16 protein-coding genes are annotated in these 17,862 nt (G+C 61.9%); 12 read left to right on the top strand and 4 right to left on the bottom strand.

Annotation, left to right across the window (positions count from 1 at the left end):
* The first annotated feature begins 32 nt into the window (after positions 1-32).
* The 11 genes from VHD36_04125 to VHD36_04075 are packed head-to-tail and all read left to right on the top strand — an operon-like array spanning position 33 to position 12,612.
* Positions 33-692, top strand: a complete 660-nt coding sequence (locus tag VHD36_04125) for a cytochrome c3 family protein (GenBank protein HVU86481.1) — start codon at positions 33-35, stop codon at positions 690-692.
* Positions 689-3,820, top strand: coding sequence for a TAT-variant-translocated molybdopterin oxidoreductase (locus VHD36_04120; protein ID HVU86480.1), 3,132 nt, complete (start codon positions 689-691; stop codon positions 3,818-3,820). The genes VHD36_04125 and VHD36_04120 overlap by 4 nt, the downstream gene beginning before the upstream one ends.
* Positions 3,820-5,235, top strand: coding sequence for an NrfD/PsrC family molybdoenzyme membrane anchor subunit (gene nrfD / locus VHD36_04115; GenBank protein HVU86479.1), 1,416 nt, complete (start codon positions 3,820-3,822; stop codon positions 5,233-5,235). The genes VHD36_04120 and nrfD overlap by 1 nt, the downstream gene beginning before the upstream one ends.
* On the top strand, positions 5,235-5,861 hold the full coding sequence (locus tag VHD36_04110; GenBank protein HVU86478.1) for a DUF3341 domain-containing protein: 627 nt from the start codon (positions 5,235-5,237) through the stop codon (positions 5,859-5,861). Before nrfD ends, VHD36_04110 begins: the two co-directional genes overlap by 1 nt.
* Positions 5,862-5,868: 7 nt before the next feature.
* On the top strand, positions 5,869-6,636 hold the full coding sequence (locus VHD36_04105; protein HVU86477.1) for a cytochrome c: 768 nt from the start codon (positions 5,869-5,871) through the stop codon (positions 6,634-6,636).
* The gene (locus VHD36_04100) at positions 6,633-7,844 is read left to right on the top strand and encodes a hypothetical protein (GenBank protein HVU86476.1); all 1,212 of its coding nucleotides are present in this window, start codon (positions 6,633-6,635) and stop codon (positions 7,842-7,844) included. Before VHD36_04105 ends, VHD36_04100 begins: the two co-directional genes overlap by 4 nt.
* The gene (locus tag VHD36_04095; protein HVU86475.1) at positions 7,837-8,376 is read left to right on the top strand and encodes a hypothetical protein; all 540 of its coding nucleotides are present in this window, start codon (positions 7,837-7,839) and stop codon (positions 8,374-8,376) included. Before VHD36_04100 ends, VHD36_04095 begins: the two co-directional genes overlap by 8 nt.
* Positions 8,355-9,209: an SCO family protein gene (locus VHD36_04090; protein ID HVU86474.1), complete on the top strand. Its 855-nt coding sequence runs from the start codon at positions 8,355-8,357 to the stop codon at positions 9,207-9,209. The genes VHD36_04095 and VHD36_04090 overlap by 22 nt, the downstream gene beginning before the upstream one ends.
* Before the next feature lie 31 nt (positions 9,210-9,240).
* A complete protein-coding gene (gene coxB / locus VHD36_04085) occupies positions 9,241-10,248 on the top strand; it encodes a cytochrome c oxidase subunit II (GenBank protein ID HVU86473.1) in 1,008 nt (335 codons plus the stop codon).
* Entirely contained in the window at positions 10,245-11,894 is a 1,650-nt protein-coding gene (locus VHD36_04080) for a cbb3-type cytochrome c oxidase subunit I (protein ID HVU86472.1), read from the top strand. Before coxB ends, VHD36_04080 begins: the two co-directional genes overlap by 4 nt.
* Positions 11,884-12,612: a cytochrome c oxidase subunit 3 gene (locus tag VHD36_04075; protein ID HVU86471.1), complete on the top strand. Its 729-nt coding sequence runs from the start codon at positions 11,884-11,886 to the stop codon at positions 12,610-12,612. The genes VHD36_04080 and VHD36_04075 overlap by 11 nt, the downstream gene beginning before the upstream one ends.
* Before the next feature lie 61 nt (positions 12,613-12,673).
* Here the strand turns inward: VHD36_04075 and VHD36_04070 are convergent, their stop codons facing one another.
* The 4 genes from VHD36_04070 to VHD36_04055 all read right to left on the bottom strand — a co-directional run bounded on the left by VHD36_04070 (position 12,674) and on the right by VHD36_04055 (position 16,053).
* Positions 12,674-13,903 carry a hypothetical protein gene (locus VHD36_04070; protein HVU86470.1) on the bottom strand — a complete coding sequence of 410 codons (1,230 nt, stop codon included), beginning with the start codon at positions 13,901-13,903 and terminating at the stop codon, positions 12,674-12,676.
* 294 nt (positions 13,904-14,197) lie between these two features.
* On the bottom strand, positions 14,198-14,707 hold the full coding sequence (locus VHD36_04065; protein ID HVU86469.1) for a biopolymer transporter ExbD: 510 nt from the start codon (positions 14,705-14,707) through the stop codon (positions 14,198-14,200).
* A gap of 1 nt (position 14,708) precedes the next feature.
* Positions 14,709-15,164: a biopolymer transporter ExbD gene (locus VHD36_04060; GenBank protein ID HVU86468.1), complete on the bottom strand. Its 456-nt coding sequence runs from the start codon at positions 15,162-15,164 to the stop codon at positions 14,709-14,711.
* A gap of 91 nt (positions 15,165-15,255) precedes the next feature.
* A complete protein-coding gene (locus VHD36_04055) occupies positions 15,256-16,053 on the bottom strand; it encodes a MotA/TolQ/ExbB proton channel family protein (GenBank protein ID HVU86467.1) in 798 nt (265 codons plus the stop codon).
* A 515-nt stretch (positions 16,054-16,568) separates the two neighbouring features.
* Between VHD36_04055 and VHD36_04050 the strand changes: the two genes are divergently transcribed.
* On the top strand, positions 16,569-17,639 hold the full coding sequence (locus VHD36_04050) for a TerC family protein (GenBank protein ID HVU86466.1): 1,071 nt from the start codon (positions 16,569-16,571) through the stop codon (positions 17,637-17,639).
* Positions 17,640-17,862 lie beyond the last annotated feature (223 nt).

Here is a 17,862-nt window from a genome sequence, read left to right as displayed (position 1 = left end):
CGCGCCTTGGAAACGTTTGAAAGCAAGCGGCGATGGCTCAAGCCTTCCATCGGTGGACGAACGTCGGCTCGAAAGGGAGCATCCTCGGCGGCGTGATGCTGCTGGCGCTGGCGACCTGGGTTGGCATCGTGATCGTCAGCTCGTCGTACGGAACGGCCGCGGGCGTCGCGCCCGTCCAGCCGATTCCGTTCAGTCACGAACATCACGTGGGGATCTTGGGAATTGATTGTCGCTACTGCCACGCGAGCGTCGAATCCGCGTCGTTCGCGGGCATGCCGGCCACGAAGACCTGTATGAATTGCCATTCGCAAATGTGGGTCGGCAGCCAAATGCTGGCGCCCGTTCGCGCCAGCTACGCCAACAATCGCTCGATCGAGTGGAAGCGGGTCTACAACCTGCCCGGCTTCGTTTACTTCGATCACAGCATCCACATCCACAAGGGGATTGGCTGCTCGACGTGTCACGGCGAAATCGACCGCATGCCGTTTACCTACCAGGTGCCGACGTTGCTGATGAAGTGGTGCCTGGATTGCCACCGGGATCCGGCGCGCGAAGTGCGCCCGCGCGACAAGGTGTTTGACATGCAGTACGAGAAGCCGCGTGAGCAGTTGGAACTCGGCCGGAGCCTCGTTGCCGAATACCAGATCGACACGCCGGAAGCGCTGACAAGTTGCACCGTGTGCCATCGATGAATCCTCGCAAGCAGCTCAGCCCGATGTTCGCCAAGATCCAGCGAAAGCTGCGTGACACGAGCGGGCGCTCGTATTGGCAATGCCTGGAGGAGCTGGCCGATAGCGAAGCCTTCGACGAGTTCGTGCGCCAGGAGTTTGCGGCGCTCGCGGATATCTGGCCCGCCGGATTGAGCCGCCGCAAGTTCCTCGGTTTGCTGGGTGCTTCGCTGGCGCTAGCGGGCCTTGGAGGTTGCTCCGTAAGGCCGGCTCCGCAAGGGACGATCGTGCCTTACGCGCATCCGCCCGAGGAACTGCTGCCTGGCGTGCCGCTGTTTTACGCGACGACGATGGTTCACGATGGCGATGCCGTGGGCCTGTTGGTGGAGACGCACGAGGGCCGGCCGACGAAAATCGAAGGCAACCCCGATCACCCCGCGAGTCTCGGCGCGACGGACGCCTTTTGCCAGGCGTCCATTCTTTCGCTCTACGACCCACTGCGCTTACAAGCCGTGATGCACGGCGATCGGATTCGCGGCTGGGACGATGCGGACACGGCCATGCAGGCCGCGATGCGCGATCAAACCGCGAAACGTGGGTCTGGATTGCGAGTCCTGACCGGGCGGGTGAACTCGCCCACTTTGGGTTCGCAAATCGATCAGCTACTAGAGGCCTTTCCTTCAGCCCGATGGCATCAATACGAGCCGGTCGATCGCTCTGGTGAAAGACAAGCCGCGCAAATTGCCTTCGGTCAACCGGTCGACATCGTCTGCGACTTTCAAGCGGCCCGCGTCGTGCTGTCGCTGGATCATGACTTCTTAACGAGTGGTCCCGGCCACGTGCGGTATGCCAACGACTTCATGTCGGCTCGCCGGGTTCGATCCAGTGCCGAGACGGCGCCCAACGCGACAATGAACCGGTTGTACGTTGTCGAAACCGAAGTGACTTGTACCGGCGCGAAGGCCGACCATCGCCTCGCCGTGCGGATGCGAGACCTGGAGCAGGTCGCGGCGGCGGTCGCTTCGACGTTGGGCCTGGAGGTTGATGCGAAAATCGCCGACGAACATGCCGGGTGGGCGTCTGCCGTCGCGCGCGACCTGCAAGCGCACGCGGGAGAATGCCTCGTGCTGGCCGGTCACCGGCAGCCGGCCTTCGTTCACTTGCTCGCCCACGCGATGAACCAGCAATTGGGAAACGTCGGTCGCACGTTGCGGTACATCAAGCCGGTGGCGTGTCGGCCAACTGACGAACAGCGAGAATTGCGCGAACTGGTTGATGACATGCAAAGCCGCCGCGTCGACGTCTTGTTGATCCTTGGCGGCGACCCAGCCTACAACGCGCCGGCCGACGTCGATTTCGCGGCGGCGCTCGACCGGGTGGGCACGAGCTTTCACCTTAGCCATTACGAAAACGAAACCTCCCGGCGGTGCACCTGGCACTTGCCGGAAACCCATTATCTGGAGGCATGGAGTGATGCACGCGCATTCGACGGCACGACGTCCATCGTTCAACCACTCATCGCACCGCTTTACCAAGGGCGATCGGCGCACGAAGTCATCGCCGCCTTATCAGGAAACCGCGGCGCGGAAGGCCGCGAGCTCGTGTACGCGTGTTGGCACGCGCAAAGCAGCGCGCGCCAAGAAGCAACGTCCGACGAGCGTCCCGCGACCTTCGACGACCAGTGGCAAACCGTACTTCATGATGGTTTGTTCGCCGATTCCGCCTCGTCACCACTGGAAGTGCGACTCGCTTCCGACTGGCAACAACGGGCAGCAGCACTTCGCAACGCGACTTCCCCGGCGGCGGCGGGCGCGCTAGAGATTGCTTTCCAGGCCGATCCCACCATTCACGATGGCCGCTACGCCAACAACGGTTGGCTGCAGGAACTGCCCAAGCCCATCACGAAATTGACGTGGGACAATGCAGCGCTTGTCAGTCCGCGCACGGCCGCCGAGCTCGGCGTCGCATATCCTCACTTCGAGCACGGCGGAGAACATGGCGGCTACAGCGTCAGCATGTTGCGCCTGCAATTGGGCGATCGGCAAGTGGAGGCTCCCGCGTGGATCATGCCGGGACACGCCGACGGTTCGATCACGGTCTACCTGGGCTATGGTCAACAGCACGCCGCGCGTGCCGGCGGACAGTGGCATTCGACCGAGGGCTTCAACGCCTATCGATTGCGGACCAGCGAGGCGCCGTGGTTCGCTTCGGGACTTGTGGTCGAAAAGCTGGACAGAACCTATCCGCTCGCCTGCACGCAGGCCCATCAGACGATGGCCGAGCGCGCGCCGATTCGCGCGGGAACACTAGAAGACTATCAGCAGCACCCGCACGAGATCGCCGAACAGGAAGAGGAGCCACGCGGATCGATCGGCAAGGTCGGCCGGCCACCGCGCGGGAGCTTGTACGAACCGTACGATTACAGCCCGCCCAAGCACAAATGGGGCATGTCGATCGATACCACGGCATGCATCGGTTGCAATGCCTGCGTCGTTGCCTGCCAGGCGGAGAACAACATCCCGGTCGTCGGCAAGGAGCAAGTGAGTTTCGGCCGCGAGATGCATTGGATACGCGTCGATCGCTACATCAAGGGAGCGCCGGAATCGCCCGAGGAATTTCATTTCCAGCCGGTTCCCTGCATGCATTGTGAGCATGCGCCGTGCGAATACGTTTGCCCGGTCGCGGCCACGGTGCACAGCGCCGAGGGCTTGAACGAGATGGTTTACAACCGCTGCGTGGGGACGCGGTTTTGCTCGAACAACTGCCCGTACAAGGTGCGGCGCTTCAATTTCCTGGCATTCGCCGACTTCGAAACGGTGCCGCTGCGGATGCAGTACAACCCCGACGTCACCGTGCGCAGCCGGGGCGTGATGGAGAAATGCACGTACTGCGTGCAGCGTATCCGCCAGGCGGAAATTCATGCGGAGGCCGCCGGCCGACCGCTCCGCGACGGCGATGTCGTCACCGCTTGTCAAGCGGCTTGCCCGGCGCGGGCCATCACGTTCGGCGATATCAACGACGCATCGAGCGCCGTGGCGCAGTGCAAGGATTCGCCGCTGGACTACTCTCTGCTTGCGGAACTCAATACTTTCCCGCGCACGACGTACATGGCGGCGCTGCGAAATCCCAATCCCGAGCTGGAGGGTGCGTGATGGGAGTCGACGCCGCGCCCGTGACGATCTCGCAGGAAGAGCTGGAGCGCTACGGGTTAAAGCCGCAGTACGTGCCCACCGAGCATTCCGTGGCGAGCGTCAGCGACAAAATCACCTCGCTCGTCACCGCGCCGCGACCGCGCCCCTGGTGGTGGGCGCTGTTTCTCGTCGGCGGAGGTCTGTCGACATTGTTTGCGGGTGTCGTGACGTATTTATTGGTCCGCGGCGTCGGCATTTGGGGCATCAACGTTCCGGTGGCCTGGGGCTTTGCCATTACGTCGTTCGTGTGGTGGATCGGTATCGGCCATGCGGGCACGCTGATCTCGGCGTTTCTTCTGCTGATGCACCAGAAGTGGCGCACGTCGATCAATCGGCTGGCCGAAGCGATGACGGTCTTCGCCGTGATGACCGCCGGTCTTTTTCCGCTTTTGCACTTGGGCCGCCCCTGGTTTTTGTATTGGCTCTTGCCCTATCCCGACACGATGGGACTGTGGCCCCAGTTTCGCAGCGCGCTGGTGTGGGACGTGTTTGCGGTCTCGACCTATTTATTGGTGTCGCTGTTGTTCTGGTACATGGGAATGATCCCCGACCTGGCGAAGCTGCGCGACCGTTCGTCGTCGACCGCCTGGCGATCGTTCTATGGCGTGCTGGCGATGGGGTGGCGCAACTCGGCCCGGCATTGGCACCGTTACGAGACGACGTATCTGCTGCTGGCCGGCCTGGCCACGCCGCTGGTGGTCTCGGTGCATTCGGTCGTGAGCTCCGACTTTGCGTCGTCGCTGGTGCCGGGCTGGCACGAAACGGTCTTTCCTCCCTATTTCGTCGCGGGCGCCATTCTCTCAGGCTTCGCGATGGTTCTCGTGCTGTGCATTCCGATTCGCGTTGCCTACGGCGTGCAGGAGTTCATCACGCGCGATCATTTGGACGTGATGGGAAAGCTGCTGCTGGTGACAAGCCTGGTCACGTCGTACGGATACCTTTCCGAACAAACCGTGACGTACTACGGCGGAGATGTTTACGACACGCACGTCTATTGGTACCGGCTGACCGATTTCGCCAAGTACGGCTGGTTCGTGTGGATTCTCTTCTCGTGCAACACGATTGTTCCGCAGCTGCTATGGATCCGAGCCCTGCGCCGCAACCAGGCAGTGCTGTTTGGCGTTTCGTTGCTGGTGCTGGTCGGCATGTGGCTCGAGCGGTACATGATCGTCACCAGCAGCCTGAGCGAAGATTTTCTGCCGTCGTCGTGGGGATTCTTCAAGCCGACCTTGTGGGACATCCTCACATTCGCCGGCTCGATCGGTTTCTTCATGGTGCCGTTCCTGCTGTTCGTTCGGTATCTGCCTTTGATGTCGATCTCCGAAACCCAGGCGCTATTGCCCGGCGCGCATGGGTCGGAAGTGGGGCGCGCCTGATGTATCTCAAATACCACGGCCTGATGGTCCAATTCCTGACGCCCGATGCGGTGCTGGCCGCGACGCGCAAAGCGCGCCGGGCCGGCTACCGGCTGATGGACGCCTACACGCCCTATACGGTCGAAGGCCTGGCGACGGAGCTCGGCATGAAGCGTTCGCGCATTCCGTCGGTCGTGCTGATCGCCGGACTGGTCGGCGCGGCAACGGGCTTCGGCATGCAGTACTACGCGATGGCGATCAACTATCGCTTTAACTCCGGCGGCAAGCCCTACAACAGTTGGCCCGCCTTCATGCCGGTTGCGTTCGAGTTGATGGTGCTGGTTGCTTCGCTGGCGGCGTTCATGACCATGATCGTGCTCAACGCGCTGCCGCATCCGAACCACCCGGTATTCAACGTTCCGGAATTCGTGCGGGCCAGCCAGGATCGCTTCTTCTTGTGCATCGAAGCCGAGGATCCGCTGTTCGATCTGGATAAAACGGCCGAGTTTCTTAGAAGCCTCGACCCGTACGGCGACGTCATGCTGGTTCCCATCGCTCCCGAAGCGCTGGAAGAGCCCGAGTCGGGCGATGAACAAGAGTCAGGCGAAGGCGGCGTCACGGTGTCTTCGCAACACGACGCGGGGTGAACGGATCATGGTGGCGCGCGAGATTTCTACTTCCTGGTATCGCTTGATCCTGTCCACCGGGATTCTGTGTGCGGCCGTGATCCCGATTTCCGGATGCCAGCAAAAGATGGCCGCGCAGCCCAGTTACAAGACGCTTGAGAAGAGTGATTTTTTTGACGACGGCCGCTCGGCCCGTCCTCCGCTCCGCTATACCGTGGCCCGCGGCCACTTGCGCATCGATCGGGCGTTCTTCACCGGTCGTGTAGATCAACCACCGGTCGAGGCCGCCGCGCCTGCCGAGCCACCGCCAGAGGAGAACCAGGATCGGCAGCCGTTACCACAAAGCGGCGCCGCGGCGAGCGATTTTGCGGAGAACAGCGCATTCGTCGATCGTTTCCCGGTCGAAGTCAGCGAGTCGATGATCGAGCACGGCTACAACCGGTACATGATCTATTGCGTCGTCTGTCACGATCCGCTGGGCACGGGGCGCGGGCGGATCGTCGAGCGTGGCTACACGCCGCCCCCTTCGTACCACATCGATCGACTTCGTAACGCGCCGGCGGGTCGGATCTTCGCCATCATTACCGAGGGCTACGGTTCCATGCCTTCGTATGCCGACCAGATTCCGCCAGCCGATCGGTGGGCCATCGTGGCGTATGTGCGCGCGCTGCAATTGAGCCAGCACTTTCCGCGCAGCGCGTTGACGCCGGAAATGGAAAAGGCCTTGTCGACGAGCTTGGCGCAGAACCACTCATCATCCGACGGCGCGGCCACCGCGAGAGGTGACACGCCATGAATGCCGTGGTGCAAACGATGCGAAGGCTCTCGCGATACGCACTGCTGATTGCCGCGGCCGCGGCGGTCGGCTGCGCTATCGGCGCCGTGTGGAATTGGCCGTCGTTTCTGCGCGCGTATTTGTATGCCTGGCTGGTCGTGCTGGGATTGTCGTTGGGAGGAATGGCCCTGGTGATGATTCACAATCTAACCGGCGGCGTGTGGGGGCTTTACATTCGCCGGATCGCCGAGGCCCAGATGCGAACGCTGCCGCTCGTTGCGGCGCTTGCGATTCCGCTCGTTATTGGCCTGAGGCAAATCTATCCCTGGGCCAGCATCGAGGCCGAACCGTCGCCCAGCACGTCAGACTTCTGGCGGCACTACTTGGAACCGTCGTTCTTCTTCGGCCGTGCCGCCGGGTACTTCGTCGTGTGGCTGGTCTTGACGGCTCTCTTGACACGTTGGTCGCGCGGGCAGGATTCGTCGCCCAACGTCCGCCGCTTCTGGCGCGCGTACAAGGTGAGTGGCTTCGGGCTGTTGGCGCTCGGAGTCACGGTTCACTTTGCCTCGATCGATTGGATCATGTCGCTTGCGCGCGGGTTCACTTCGACGGCCTTGGGGCCCGTGATGTTCGCCAATCAGGTGCTTTCGGCGTATTCGCTGTGCGTCGTGATCGGCGCCTGGTTGGTGGTGACGCCGGAATTCGAGCACATCGTTTCCAGCAAAGCCGTGACCGATCTAGGCAGCTTGCTGTTGACCATGTTAACGCTGTGGGCCTACCTGGCGTGGTTTCAATTCATGCTCGTGTGGATGGCCGATCTGCCGCACGACAACGTCTGGTATTTGGTGCGCTGGCGCGACGGTTGGGGCGTGGCCGGCGCGATCCTTCTACTGTTTCAGTTCGTGCTTCCCTTTTTCTTGCTGCTGCTGCGCGTGGTGAAGCAAAGCCCGCGCGCTTTGTCGGCCGTCGCCGCCCTGGTCTTCACAGGCCAGTTGGTTGCCACGTACGCCCAGGTGGGACCGCTTTTGAACATGCCGGGCTGGGCCAATCACTGGGTCGACCTACTGACGCCGCTGGCGCTCGGCGGTATATGGTTTGCATCCTTCACGTGGCTTCTTGCACGACGTCCGTTACTGCCAGTGTACGACATGAACTACGAACAGGCCTTCCTGCTTCGGGAGATTGATCTCGAGGAAGTTGCCCGCGACGAGGCGCTGGCCCATGGCTGACGATTCGGCTCGCCAATCGAACGACAGCGACAGCGGCGCTCCGCCCGACGGCGTCAGGCGGCATGACGACGTGCGCTTCGACGAATCGCAAGTCTCGCCGTTCGGCGTGATCTTGGTGTTGTGCGGGATCGCGGTCGTGTTCGCGGCCGTGATGGTCATCGGAAGATGGTTTTTGGCGACTCGTGACCAGGCAACGAACGAGGTGGCTGCCGGCTCGAATTACAGCTTTCCGGCCGAGGCCAAGCCGCGTCCGCCGCGCCTTGATCTGCTGGATTACGAAACCGAAGTTCATCCGAACGTATTCGGCGCGCAGTTGGCCAGGGAGCGCGCGCTTCATTCTTATGGCACCACTAACGAGAACGACTACGTTCGAATACCCATCGAGGCGGCGATGAAACTGGTCGTGAAATCGTTGCCCGAAGAAGAGGACGCGAGCCCGCCCGAGAAAGCCTTCGGCCTGGTCGGCGGTGGGGAATCGAACTCAGGAACACGGTACGCGGAGCCTCCCCGATGGATGCGCGGCGACAAATAGCGTGCGCGGCGCTGGCGGCTGCCATCATTGCCAGCCTGTTTCGTAGCGCGCAGGCGGTGCCGGCCGCGCTGCAGGGCGTTGGCTTCGATCAGCGTCTGAACCAGCAGGTGCCATTGGATGCGGAGTTCACGGACGAAGCCGGCCGGTCCGTGCAGTTGACCGATTACTTCCACGGCAAGCCCGTCATCCTCGTGCTGGCCTACTACCAATGCCCTCGTTTGTGCACGCTCGTGCTCAATGGCCTGGTGCAGGGGATGTTGGAAATGAAGCTCGACGCGGGCCGCGATTTTCAGGTGGTCACGATCAGCTTCGATCCGCGCGAGGATTGGCGCCTGGCGGCGAGCAAAAAGGAGAGCTACATCTTGCGCTACGCGCGGCCGGGCGCCGCCGCCGGCTGGCATTTCCTTACCGGAACCGAGGAGCAGATTCATCGCGTGGCCGATGCCGTCGGGTTTCGCTACCGGTTCGATCCGGCACAAAACCAGTTCCTCCACGCTGCTGGCATCGTGATCCTGACACCAGAAGGCCGCGCGTCGCGCTACTTCTACGACGTGAACTACTCGGGCCGGGACCTGCGGCTGGGGCTGGTCGAGGCTGCGAATCTCCAGATCGGCTCGCCCGTCGATCAGATATTGCTGTATTGCTTTCACTACGACGCGGCACTGGGCCGTTACTCGGCCAGCATCATGAACATGGTGCGCGGCCTGGGAGTGGTGACCATGATCGCGATCGGAGCATTCGTCGTTTTCCTGCAGCGATCTCACGCGCGCGTCGTCCGCCGAACGCCGCCGGTCACCGACCTTCCGGAAGCAAATGTAACGGCGGCACGCTAGGAACAATCGCTGCGCAAAAGCGAGACAATTGATGTTCGCGGAAATCTCACTGTGGACGAGCGCCGCCTCGACGACGGCCCGGCAAGTCGACCTGCTGTTTTTCTTTCTCATGGCCGTGTGCGGCAGTGTCGGTGTGCTCGTGGCGGTGCTCTTGATTTACTTCTGCGCTCGCTATCGGCGCCGCAGCACCGACGAGGCTAACCCGCCCGACGTCAAGCAGTCCCGCCTGCTGGAGTGGTCGTGGACCATTGCGCCGCTGGGCGTGTTTGCCATTCTGTTCGTGTGGGGAGGCGAAGTGTACTTGAATGCGTACATGGCCCCACCAGAGGCGACGCCGGTCTATGTGGTAGCCAAGCAGTGGATGTGGAAGTTTCAACACCCCGAAGGGCAGCGCGAGATCAATACGCTGCACGTGCCCGTCGGCAAGCCGGTCAAGCTGCTGTTGGTCTCCGAAGACGTGATTCACAGCTTCTTCGTCCCCGCCTTTCGCATCCATATGGATGTGATCCCCGAGCGGTACACGTCCGTCTGGTTCCAGGCCACCACGCCGGGCACCTATCACTTGTTCTGCTCGCAGTATTGCGGAACCGACCACTCGGGCATGGTCGGGCGGGTCATCGCGATGGGCGAGGCGGAGTATCAGGCGTGGCTCACCGGCGAAGCCGAAGGTTCGCTGGCACTCAAAGGGCGGCAAGTGTTCCTGCAGTATCGCTGTGTGAGTTGCCACAGTGCCGACTCGGGAGCGCGTGCGCCGACACTGGAAAATCTCTTCGACAAGATGGTCGCTCTCGACAACGGCAAACTCGTCCGCGCCGATCACACTTACTTGCGCGATTCCATCTTGCACGCAAGCGCCCAGGTCGTGGCCGGCTACCGCGACATCATGCCCCCCTTCGACGGGCAGATCAGCGAAGAGCAGGTGCTGGCGCTCGTGGCCTTCATCCAGTCGTTGAAAACGGGCGAGACACCGCGGCGCGTCGAGACTTATCCTCCGCCGGCCAACAAAGAGCGCATCCCCGCCGAGAGGACTTTCCCATGACGCGCTTGTTGGAGATCCCGCGCCCCAGTCCTCTGCCGCCCGAGCGGCCCGCGCGCAACTATCTGAACGCGTCGCGCGGCTTCGCCTCATGGCTGTTGCCCAAGGATCACAAGCGGATCGCGATCCTGTACCTGTTTCCCGTGACCGCGATGTTCTTCATCGGCGCGTTCTTCATGGTGATCGTGCGTTTGAACCTGATGACTCCCACCGGCGCGCTCGTCTCGGCAGACACGTACAACAAGAGCTTCACCGCGCACGGCGTGATCATGGTCTTTTTCTTTTTGGTGCCGGTGGTTCCCACGGTGCTGGGCAATTTCTGCCTGCCGCTCATGATCGGCGCCAAGGACCTGGCCTTCCCGCGCTTGAACTTGTTGAGCTGGTACACGTACATGTTTGCCGCGATCTGGGCTTTGGTGGCGATTATCGCGGGGGGCGTCGATACCGGTTGGACTTTCTATACTCCGTACAGTTCGCATGGCAGCCACTACAACGTCGTGCCGACGATGATCGCGGTCGTGATTTCCGGCTTCTCGTCGATGATGACCGGCATCAACTTCATCGCCACCACGCACTGGCTGCGCGCGCCGGGAATGACCTGGATGCGGCTGCCGGTTTTCGTCTGGACGCTGTACGCGACGAGCTTCATCTTTCTGCTGGCCGTTCCGGTTTTGGCAATGGCTTTGATCCTGGTGATCGTGGAACGCTTGTTCGGCGTGGGGATTTACGATCCGGCACTCGGGGGCGACCCGCTGTTGTTTCAGCACCTGTTTTGGTTTTACTCACATCCGGCCGTTTACATCATGATCCTGCCCGGGATGGGCGTGGTCAGCGAGGTCATTCCGTGCTTCGCCCGCAAGCGGTTGTTTGGATACACGTTCGTCGTGGTTGCCACGTTCGGCATTGCCTGGGTCGGCTTCTTCGTGTGGGCGCATCACATGTTCGTGGCAGGCATCTCGTCGTACGCGGCGCTGATCTTTTCGGCCTTGAGCTTCCTGGTGGCAGTTCCCTCGGCCATCAAGGTGTTCAATTGGACGGCGACGCTCTACAAGGGTTCGATCAGTTTCGAAGCGCCGATGCTCTTCGGCCTGGGCTTCGTCGTGCTCTTTACGTTCGGAGGCATGGCCGGCTTGTTCCTGGCCACGCTGGGCGTCGACATGCACGTACACGACACGTATTTCGTGGTCTCGCATTTTCATTTCATCATGGTGGGCGGCATGGTAACCGCCTACATGGGCGGGCTGCATTTCTGGTGGCCGAAGATGACCGGCCGGATGTATTCCGAGTGGTGGTCGCGCTTGAGCGCGCTCATCATCTGCGTCGGTTTCTTCTTTACGTTCGTGCCGCAGTACGTGCTCGGCTATCAGGGAATGCCGCGGCGCTACCACACCTACCCGCCCGAGTTTCAGGCGTGGAACGTTCTTTCCACCGCGGGCTCGTCGATCCTGGGCATCGGCTATTTGCTGCCGCTGTTTTACTTTCCGCTTTCCTTGCGCAATGGAAGGCCCGCCGGGCCCAATCCCTGGCACGCCACGGGGCTGGAGTGGCAGACCCCTTCACCGCCGCCGCGCGACAATTTCGACGAGACACCGGTCGTCGTCCGTGAGCCCTACGACTACGCAGCGGGGAAACCGCAGAATGAGCCGTGAAGACAGCTTCCTGACCGCTGACGCGCACGAGATGTTCAAGCACACGGTGCTGGTGCGCACTCCGCTGGAAGAACAGTTCCGCGACTTCGAGCATCAGACGGCCACCGCGACCTTGGGCATGTGGCTGTTTCTCGCCACCGAGGTGATGTTCTTCGGCGCGTTGATCCTGGCGTTCAACATCTACCGGTTTCAATACGCCGAAGCGTTCGAGAAGGCCAGCGAGCAGCTCAACTGGCAGATTGGCGGCACCAATACGCTCGTGCTGTTGGTCAGCAGCTTCACCATGGTGATGGCGGTGCATTCGGCCCGGCGAGGCGAGCGCCGGAAGCTCGTGGTCTATTTACTCGCGACCGCGGCGATCGGCACCCTGTTTCTGGTCCTCAAGGCAATCGAATATTACGGCGATTACCGCGAGAACCTCGTGCCCGGCTGGAAGTTCGACCCGCACGAGTGGGTCGAAGGCAAGGGGCTGTCGCTGGCCCAAGTCGCGCAAGTAAAGCTGTTCTTGATGATGTACTACATCATGACCGCGATCCATGCCGTACACCTGACGATCGGAATCGCGATCGTGCTCGTCCTGGCGGCGCTCGCCGCCCGCGGCCGTTTTTCGGCCGATTACAATTCGCCGATCGACGTGACGGGCCTGTACTGGCACTTCGTCGACGTCGTGTGGATCTTCCTGTTGCCGCTGCTCTACCTGCTCGGGACGCACAGTTGATGCGCGGAGTTAACTCCTGGTCGCCGCTCGGGGATCGGAATCGCGGTCCTGGTGGCGCCGCCTAATCCCGCACCCAATCAAAAGCGCCGGGCGGGGGCCGATCCGAGTCGTGCTGGTCGTCGTCCTCGTACGCGCGCTCATAGGGCGTGCGTCCGTCGTCGTCTTCGGCGTCATGCGCGGCAACCATCGGCGATTCAACGGCCCGTGAGGCGTGCGCGGCTTTCTTGCGCCGTGCGGCGATGACCCAATAGAGAATCGTCCCCACGACCAGCAGGCCGCCCACGGCCAGGATCACATACGACAGTGCTGTCTCCGCCGGGTTGGTAGGCGTAACGAGCCGTATCCATTCCACGCGCCCCACGATCATCGGCGCGGCCAGCGGCGGGGCATTCGGCTGCGCATTGGCCGGTTGATAGCCTTGCAGCTTGAAGAAATAGCCGTAGACCCGCACCGTTTGCGCTACCGAGATATCGGTGGGAAATCCGGGCGGCAGCTCCGGCGTGACAACGACGTAAAACCAGCCCTTGCCTGCGGTGGGCCAACCCCACAGCTCGTACAAGCGCTTTACACCGGCCGGGTTTTCCTTTTCCACGTCATACGTCACGACGCGGCGGACCGAGAGTTCCAATTCGAGCAGCTTGCCGCGATACTTGCCGGGACGCTGCCGCAATTGTTGGAACACGGCCTCGGGCGGATCGCGCTCTTTCAGTTCGGCCAAGGACTGGCCATTGATCCATTGCAGCAAACGCCAATAGGCAGGGTTCTCGATGCCCTGGATCGCCAGGCCCCAGTCGGCGATTGCCTCGGCTTGCCGGCGAAACTCGTTGACCTCGGCCGGGTCGCGATCGTCGTGGTGCTCTTCGGCGGTTGCGGCATCTACCGGTGGCGGCGGCGAATTGAGCGAGCCTTGCTCGTTGTCGGCTAATTGCCCCTCCGCTGGAGGTCCCTCCGCTAAATGACTATTGGATGATTTGCCGTCAGCAGCTTCCTCGCCCGCCCCTTGGTCGCCCTCCGCTTCGTTGCCGGGTGGCTTGTTGTTCGTGACGACCTTGGTGTCCGAAGGCCTTGGCGGCGCTTCTTGCGGCGGATGCGCCGCAACTTCCGGCGCCGCGGCGTCACCAGGATTTGCGGCCGGCGGCGGCCCGACATTGGCCGGCGCGCCAAAGCGGCCGTTGCGCGCGATGGTCATGCCGATTACGACCAGCATCACGATCATGCTCAACAGGCGCAGATTCTGCGCAAACGGTGCTAACGCCGATCGCCGTGCGCGCCGTTGATATCGTGACGGCATGATCGTTTGCTTCCGACGTTCGCGATGGCGTCCGTCCGCAGACGCGAGAAACCCATCCGCAGTGTTCATGCCGCCCGAGCGGCACCCGAAGGCATGAAAATATGCGTTGGCGGTTATGTTTCGACGTTGGCTTCCGGACGATTTACTGAGCAGATGACACAGATTCCGCAGATGCGAAGAAGCAGACCGAAGGCCCTTGAGCTTCACGCTTCGTCTTGGAACTTGTCCGACTCTCTGCTTCTCTGCGTAATCTGAGAAATCTGTGGACGTATTCTCTTCTGCCACGTTGCCCGGCTACGTGCCCTCGGGCAGTTCGGTGATGCTGAGTTTGGTCAATTGCTCGCCCGAGGCCAACTTGACGCGCGAGCAGATATCGAGGATTCGCACCAGGCTGTCGTAGTGCAGGCCCGATCCGACTTGCAGGATAACTTGCTCGAAGTTGGCGCCGGGCGCCCCCAACAAGGTGTTCAACTGCTGCTCAAACTCGTTAAGGTTCGCGCTGGGCGCTCCCTCCTCGATCTGCAGCGTGCCGATGCCCCCTTCCGCGTTCGACTTGATCGTAACCATCAGGGTCTCGAGCCGCTCCATGGGCGTGCTGGCTGGATTAGGCTCGCTGGCCGCCGCGGCGCCCGGCTTGGTCGTGGCCTGCGGCGGCGGCATGCGCAGCGCGATGAATCCTTCGGTCGGCGCCGGCTTGAAGGTGAGGATGAAGAACGCCAGCAACTGGAACGCCATGTCGAGCATGGCGGCCAGGTTCAGCTCGACCTCGCCCTGCAGATGTTTCTTTTTCTTGCGCCGGCCCATGTCACGTTTCTCCGCCGGTCATGGCCCGATATTGGAACTTGCGAAATCCCTGCCCCTGGCACGTGCGGATCACGTGATTCAAAAGACCGAACGGAGTCGCCTTGTCGGCGCGGATCACGACGGTGCGCGGCAATTCGCCGCCCGGCTCCAGTTCGGGATCGGTCTGCCGCGCTTTGCGCAGCGCCAGTTGCGCCTCTTGCGCGACGTAGGCGTCCACGTTCTTTTCCTCGCCGTAAACGCGCAGGCGTCCCTCCTTGTCGATGTTCAGCACCATGACGTCGCTGTCGTCACTCTCGGACGGCATGGCCGAGCCGATCACCGGCAGTTCCAGGTTCAGGTCGACGCTGGCCGCCTTGAAGTTGACCACCAACATGAAAAAGGTGATCAGCTGGAACACCATGTCCAGAATCGGCGTCAGATTCGGTTCGGCACGATCGCCGGAATTGCTGCCGGACACGAGTTAACCCTGCTGCGGAAAATGACGAATGACGAAATTCAAATGTCGAACCAGGAGCGCGCCTGCGAAGTCGCGTCGCGGGCATTGGGGTTTACTTGGGGGCTGGCGCCGCGCCGGTCGTGGCCGGGGCGGCTTTCCACTGCGCCATGTGATACAGCCGACGGAGCATCTGGTCGCACAAGAGCGTCGTGTTCGACGAGATGGCCGAAATGCGGTTGCGGAACAGGGCGTAGAAATAAATGGCCGGCACCGAGAGGCCCACGCCTTCGAACGTCAACAGGAGGGCTTCGGAAATACCGCCGGCGACTTGCGACGCATCGAGGTGCGTGCCCGACATGGCGATCACGCTGAAGCTGGAGATCATCCCCTTCAAAGTGCCCAACAGGCCAATCATCGGCCCCAGCGTGCCGAGCACGGCCAGCATGCTGATCATGCGCTCCATTTCCATCGTGACCGCTTCGCTGGTGCGGTCCATGCTTTCGCGCGCCTCGGCCAGCCCGTTGGGCAATTCCGAAATGCCGGTCGACAGCGTGCGGCCGAAGAACGAATCGCTTTCGCGCAGAACCTTGTAGAGCTGGCGGAAATCGCGCTGCTGGATCAAATCCTCGCACTGCGCGATCAGCTCGGGCGGGGCGGCCACTTTTTCGCGCAGCTCCATGAACATGCGCACGACCGTGGCTACGAAGTAGACGCTGAGGATCAGGATCACGACGCCGATCGCGCCCGACGATTTGGCGACCCACACCAGGTAGCTTTCGCCCTGCGTGGGGGCGGCCTGATCTCCCTCGGCGGCGCCAGCGACACCGGCCATGAACGCCGCGAGCGCAACAGCCGTGGCGAGAGGCACTAAAGGGCGAATGCGCCGCATGCGACCGAACCAGGAATGCACGTCTCTTCTCCTTACCGATGGAAGCTGTCGCGCGATTCGTGAACCGGCGCTCGTCGAAAGCCAAGGGCTTCGTACGAGCCGCACTCGATCCTCCGCGCTCGCGCTTTGCCGGACATGAATGCCGCCAAGATTCATGCTATCCCCGGACTCCCAGGGCAGCAACAGAATCCGCGCACGCGCCGGAGGTTACGTCGCAGCAAGCAATCCAATTCGTCAGAATCGGCACAACCGGGCCTCTGTCGGCCGCGGCGGGTCACGGCTCCCCCGCCAGTGGTTGGGGGCGCACCATGCGCCGCGTTGCGACCGCGCCGCGTGAGAGGCCTTCGCTTGCTAACGAGCGCTCAAAGGGCTGTGGCACGGCATGCGGGCTGCGGTTGTCGCTATCGGTCGTAACGTCTATGATGACCGCGCAGTGCTGGCGATGATGCCGACGCCGCTACAGCGCTGGTTGAGGGCAGCTCCGGCTGAAAACCTGCGGCGGCATCTCATTACAGCGAGAGATAATCAGATCCTCGATGCAAGTCGCTCTCTGGCATTGGTTGGCCTTTTCCGCGTTCGTCTCGCTGCTCCTGGCGCTCGACCTGGGCATCTTTCATCGCGGCGCCAAGGAAACCACGCTCGCCGAAGCCGCCCGGGCCACCGCCACGTGGGTGGCCGTAGCACTGGGCTTTAACGCCTTCATCCTGTTCTACGCCGGCCTGCAGCCCGCCACCGAGTTCTTCACCGGCTACCTGGTCGAATGGTCGTTGTCGATGGACAACGTCTTCGTCTTTGCCGTGATCTTCAGTTACTTTAGCGTCCCCATGAAGTACCAGTACCGGGTGCTGTTCTGGGGCATCCTGGGCGCTGTGGTGATGCGGCTGACGTTCGTCCTCGTCGGCGGTGAACTGATCAAGCGGTTCGAGTTCATTACCTATGCGCTGGGCTTGTTCCTGGTATGGACCGCGTTCAAATTGGCTTTCTCGGACGAAGAAGCCGATCCCGAGAAGGGCTGGACGTTGCGGCTGTCACGCCGCTTCCTGCCGATCTCAAAGGAAAACTACGGCGAGAAGTTTTTCGCGCGCGAGGCGGGCAAGCTGTGCATCACGCCGCTGTTCCTCGTGCTGATCGTGATCGATGCCACGGACTTTGCCTTCGCCTTCGATAGCGTGCCGGCCATCTTTGCCTTTACCGACGACCCGTTCATCGTTTTTTCGTCGAACGTCTTCGCCATCCTCGGCCTGCGGGCGCTGTACTTCCTGCTGGCTGGCGTGATGGACATGTTCCGCTACTTGAAGTACGGGCTGTCGGCGATTCTGCTCTTCGTCGGTTTGAAGATGCTCGTGCAATGGGTGGCTGATCCACCGGCGTGGTGGTTGAACCGCTTTGGCATGCCGCCCGCCTGGGCGCAGAAATGGATCGGTCATCCACCCGCCTGGGCGTCGCTATTGGTCGTGATGTCGCTCCTGTCGATTTCGATCGGAGCGTCGATCGCACATGCCAGGCTCGCCGGCCCGCACCATGAGCACAAGCCGGGCGAAGAGGGTGTGCTGGACGACGAAGCCGCGGCGCACGCGCGCGACGCGACAAAAAGCTCGGTCCACTGATGTAGACCTCGAAGCGCCTCAACGACGTAGCAGCGCCTCAACCGGGTCGAAGACGCCTGAACAAAAATCCCTCTCCCTCGCAGGGAGAGGGCAATACTGTTCGGCACGCTTTTTGCGCCATGGGTGGGTGTGTTATTTGTTGAAGCCATCTCAACCGAGGGAGGGCTTGCAATGACACGGAGGTCGACGCCGGCGGTGGTTGCGGGGAAGTTGCAGGGTTTCA

The sequence above is a fragment of the Pirellulales bacterium genome, assembly GCA_035546535.1.
Classification (GTDB): Bacteria; Planctomycetota; Planctomycetia; order Pirellulales; family JACPPG01; genus JACPPG01.
Note: the sequence above shows the minus strand (reverse complement) of the source record. Positions and strands in the feature narration are given on the sequence as shown.

Bases quoted from the DNA above. Each gene is read 5' to 3' on its own strand.
- VHD36_04125 (HVU86481.1), top strand. From the start codon at position 33: ATGGCTCAAGCCTTCCATCGGTGGACGAACGTCGGCTCGAAAGGGAGC.
- VHD36_04120 (HVU86480.1), top strand. From the start codon at position 689: ATGAATCCTCGCAAGCAGCTCAGCCCGATGTTCGCCAAGATCCAGCGA.
- nrfD (HVU86479.1), top strand. From the start codon at position 3,820: ATGGGAGTCGACGCCGCGCCCGTGACGATCTCGCAGGAAGAGCTGGAG.
- VHD36_04110 (HVU86478.1), top strand. From the start codon at position 5,235: ATGTATCTCAAATACCACGGCCTGATGGTCCAATTCCTGACGCCCGAT.
- VHD36_04105 (HVU86477.1), top strand. From the start codon at position 5,869: ATGGTGGCGCGCGAGATTTCTACTTCCTGGTATCGCTTGATCCTGTCC.
- VHD36_04100 (HVU86476.1), top strand. From the start codon at position 6,633: ATGAATGCCGTGGTGCAAACGATGCGAAGGCTCTCGCGATACGCACTG.
- VHD36_04095 (HVU86475.1), top strand. From the start codon at position 7,837: ATGGCTGACGATTCGGCTCGCCAATCGAACGACAGCGACAGCGGCGCT.
- VHD36_04090 (HVU86474.1), top strand. From the start codon at position 8,355: ATGGATGCGCGGCGACAAATAGCGTGCGCGGCGCTGGCGGCTGCCATC.
- coxB (HVU86473.1), top strand. From the start codon at position 9,241: ATGTTCGCGGAAATCTCACTGTGGACGAGCGCCGCCTCGACGACGGCC.
- VHD36_04080 (HVU86472.1), top strand. From the start codon at position 10,245: ATGACGCGCTTGTTGGAGATCCCGCGCCCCAGTCCTCTGCCGCCCGAG.
- VHD36_04075 (HVU86471.1), top strand. From the start codon at position 11,884: ATGAGCCGTGAAGACAGCTTCCTGACCGCTGACGCGCACGAGATGTTC.
- VHD36_04070 (HVU86470.1), bottom strand. From the start codon at position 13,903: ATGCCGTCACGATATCAACGGCGCGCACGGCGATCGGCGTTAGCACCG.
- VHD36_04065 (HVU86469.1), bottom strand. From the start codon at position 14,707: ATGGGCCGGCGCAAGAAAAAGAAACATCTGCAGGGCGAGGTCGAGCTG.
- VHD36_04050 (HVU86466.1), top strand. From the start codon at position 16,569: ATGCAAGTCGCTCTCTGGCATTGGTTGGCCTTTTCCGCGTTCGTCTCG.